Annotated in this window: 3 protein-coding genes and 1 other annotated feature; all 3 genes read right to left on the reverse strand. The window is 40.1% G+C overall.

The features are described 5' to 3' along the window. On the reverse strand, nt 1-833 hold an 833-nt coding region (locus ACLNCN_RS03965), incomplete at its 3' end, for an ABC transporter permease (protein WP_424844671.1). Nucleotides 834-908: 75 nt separating this feature from the next. After that, nucleotides 909-1,904: a tryptophan ABC transporter substrate-binding protein gene (gene trpX / locus ACLNCN_RS03970; protein ID WP_424844672.1), complete on the reverse strand. Its 996-nt coding sequence runs from the start codon at nt 1,902-1,904 to the stop codon at nt 909-911. 215 nt (nt 1,905-2,119) lie between these two features. After that, nucleotides 2,120-2,337, reverse strand: a binding site (T-box leader). 96 nt (nt 2,338-2,433) lie between these two features. After that, nucleotides 2,434-3,737: phosphoenolpyruvate carboxylase (locus ACLNCN_RS03975; RefSeq protein ID WP_424844673.1), on the reverse strand; the 1,304-nt coding region annotated here is incomplete at its 5' end.

Raw genomic sequence — 3,737 nt, forward strand, 5'->3', positions numbered from 1 at the left:
TGCTTAAATGTTGGAATCATGAGGCAGACTGCTAAAATCACGGCACTGTACAAACGAAGGTAACTTGTATTAAAGCCAAGCGCAATAACTGCCCACACTAAAAATTGATAGGCGATAGAACCTACAACGATGGTAATCAGACGTTCTGCCAAGCTCAAACTCTTGAAGATAACTTCTCCAATAATCAAACTTGCAAGCCCCACAACGATCACCCCGATTCCTCGAGATACATCGGCATAGCCTTCTTGCTGGGCAATAAGAGCCCCTGCAAGGGCAATCACACCATTTGATAAGACCAAGCCCATGAGCTCCATGCGTCCAGTATGAATCCCGAAACTTCTAGCCATATCAGGATTGTCACCTGTAGCAATATAGGCTTGTCCGAGTTTGGTGTCCAAGAAAAAGAGCATGAGAGCAATGACAAGACTGACAAAGATAAGACCTGTCAAGAGTTGGTTCAAGTCTGAATCAAAAGGCAAGACATCCTGAATTTGCTTGGTTCCAAGCAATCCTAAATTTGCACGTCCCATAATCAAGAGCATGATAGAGTGACAAGAAGTCATCACCAAAATCCCTGAGAGCAAGGTTGGGATCTTCCCTTTTGTATAAAGAAGGCCTGCTGCCATTCCAGCCAAACAACCTGCTCCTACAGCAACAAGAGTCGCTAAAAATGGGTTCACGCCTTTCGTTATCAGAGTAACAGCAACAGCTCCCCCAAGAGGGAAGGAACCTTCTGTCGTCATATCTGGAAAGTTCAAAATCCTAAATGTCATAAAGATTCCCAGACCTAAAATAGCCCAGACAAATCCTTGAGAAATAATAGATAATATCATCTGTTTCTTAACCTTTTCTAAACGATTTCTTTTGTAAAAAATTGGAGGAGATGTCCCCAACTCCTCCATTACAGATTATTCAATCACTTGTCCTGCTTCTTTTAGAACAGATTCAGGAATCGTAATACCTAGCTCTTGTGCCAATTTTTTGTTGATTACTGACTTACCAGTTGAAAAGACATTGACTGGTGTATCAGCTGGTTTTGCACCTTTCAAGACTTCCGCAATCATTTTACCAGTTGCCACACCAAGATCATGTTGGTCAACTACAACTGATGCCAAACCACCTGCTTCTACCATGGCAGTCGCGCTTGGATAGATTGGCTTTTTAGCTGATTGATTGCTTGATACAACTGTTGAAAATGCAGATGCAATGGTGTTGTCGATTGGAACCCAGATAGCATCGACCTTACTAGTCATAACGTTAACTGTTGAAGCAATTTCATTTGTTGAAGGAACTGCAAATGTTTCCACTGTCAAACCTGCTTTTTCAGCATAAGCCTTAAATTCTTCTACCTGTGTTTTTGAATTATCTTCGCTACTTGAGTAAAGGGCTCCGATTGTTTTTACATTTGGTGTAAGAGCCTTAATGAGTTCAACTTGTTGTTGAGCTGGATTGTGGTCAGATACCCCTGTAATGTTTCCACCTGGTTTTTTCAAATCTTTAACCAGGTTAGCTCCGATTGGGTCTGTAATAGCAGCCATGATAACAGGTAGGTCTTTTGTGGCGCTTGCCAAACCTTGAGCAGCTGGTGTTGCAATACCAACCACAAGGTCATTCCCATTTGCAACCAACTGTTTGCTCATTGTCGCAACCTTACTTTGGTCACCTTCTGAGTTCATAAAGTCAATTTTCAACTGATCATCTTTATAGCCTTCTTCTGCCAGTCCATCTTGAATCCCTTTATAAATCAAATCAAGAGATGGATGGCTCACAAATTGAAGGACACCAATTTTGGCAACTTTCTTTTCATTTTTAGCTTCTGGTTTATTCATTGAAGAGTAAATCAAGCTTCCTGCTACTAAGACTGCTAATGCAGCGATAATTCCAATTAAACGTTTATTTTTCATTCTATTTCTCCTTTTATTCCTTTAAAATACTTCACTTATCTAATACTCTTCGAAAATCTCTTCAAACCACGTCAGCGTCGCCTTACCGTACTCAAGTACAGCTTGCGGCTAGCTTCCTAGTTTGCTTTTTGATTTTCATTGAGTATAAACAAGCGACGCCATCGTTTTCTTTCCATACTAACCTCCATCAAAAAAGTCCTCACACAAAAAACTTGTGTGAGGACGTCGATGCGCGGTACCACCTCATTTATAGGGAATTTCCCTATCGCTCTGTCTCGCAATAACGAGATGCACTGTAAGGTGTGCTCACCGAATTTTTATGATTTCAAATTCTAAATACCATTCAGCCCAATTTTCATCATCATCACTTATCTGTTTTCAGCTACCACAGACTCTCTAAAAAGTTTGAATGATTACTTTTCTGAATGGTTAAATTATATCATTTTTCAACTACTTGTCAAGACTCTTTTAGCATTTTTTTGAAAGATTCAAAAACTTCCCCTATAGAAAAGAGGAAGTTTGAAAGACATCAGCCCGAATTACGCAATCCTGTCGCAATTCCGTTGATGGTTGTATGGATTAATTTTTCTTGATCGCTTGATAATTCTCCTCGACGTTGACGTTTAATCAACTCTAACTGGATATAGTTAAGGATATTAAAGTAAGGCATACGATAATCCAAACTTGCTTTTAGATATGGATTTTCAGCCAAGAGTTCATCATATCCTTCGATAGCCAAGATGACTTCCTTGGTAACTTGCCACTCATTTAAAATAGTCTCATAAATTGCTTTTACTTGATCATCTTCGCAAAGTTTGGCATACTCAAAAGCAATATTCATATTTGATTTTGACAAGACCATATCAACATTTGAAAGAAGTGACTGGAAGAAAGGCCAATTTTGGTACATATCTCGTAGAATAGCGATATTTTCTGGATTCTTATCGATAAATTCTTTGAAACTTGATCCAACCCCATACCAGCCAGGGAACATGACACGGCTTTGTGACCATGAGAAGACCCAAGGGATAGCACGCAATCCACCAATTTCAGTAATCGTCTTACGAGCAGCTGGACGAGAACCAATATTAAAGCTTGAAATAGCCTTGATTGGACTTGACTCAAAGAAATAATCATAGAAATGGTCATTACCAAAGACTAAATCACGGTAGATATCATAACTGCGGTCCACTACCTGATCCATAATAGCTTCATAACGATTGGATGTATTGGTATCGCTCTTCTTCTGCGTAATCATACGGTTAATGGCTGCAGATACTAGCATTTCAAGGTTATAGTAGGCAGCGTCTTTATTACCGTATTTATTGCCAATTACTTCACCCTGCTCCGTCAAACGGATACGGTCCTTGATAGACTTAAGCGGTTGAGAGGTGATGGCTTCATAGGTTGGTCCACCACCACGACCGACAGTCCCACCACGGCCGTGGAAGAAGGTAACCTTAACGCCAAATTCATCTCCAATAGCAGTCAATTGTTGTTGAGCCTTGTAGAGGGTCCAACATGATGAAAGGTAACCACCATCTTTATTACTATCAGAGTAACCAAGCATGATTTCTTGGTAGTTATTACGTGAAGCAATCCATTTCTTAGCAAGAGGAAGAGAAAGGTATTCTCTCATAGTTTCTTCTGAGTGGTCCAAGTCCTCAATTGTTTCAAAGAGAGGAACAATTTGGACACGGGCTCTTTCTTTATCAACTAACCCTACTTCTTTTAGCAAGATAGCCAATTCCAACATGTCTGATACGCTGGTTGCATGTGAAATGATGGTCTGACGAATGACATCATCTCCCAACTTATCTTTCAACTTACGGG

This window comes from Streptococcus sp. CL8.13 (assembly GCF_049737895.1).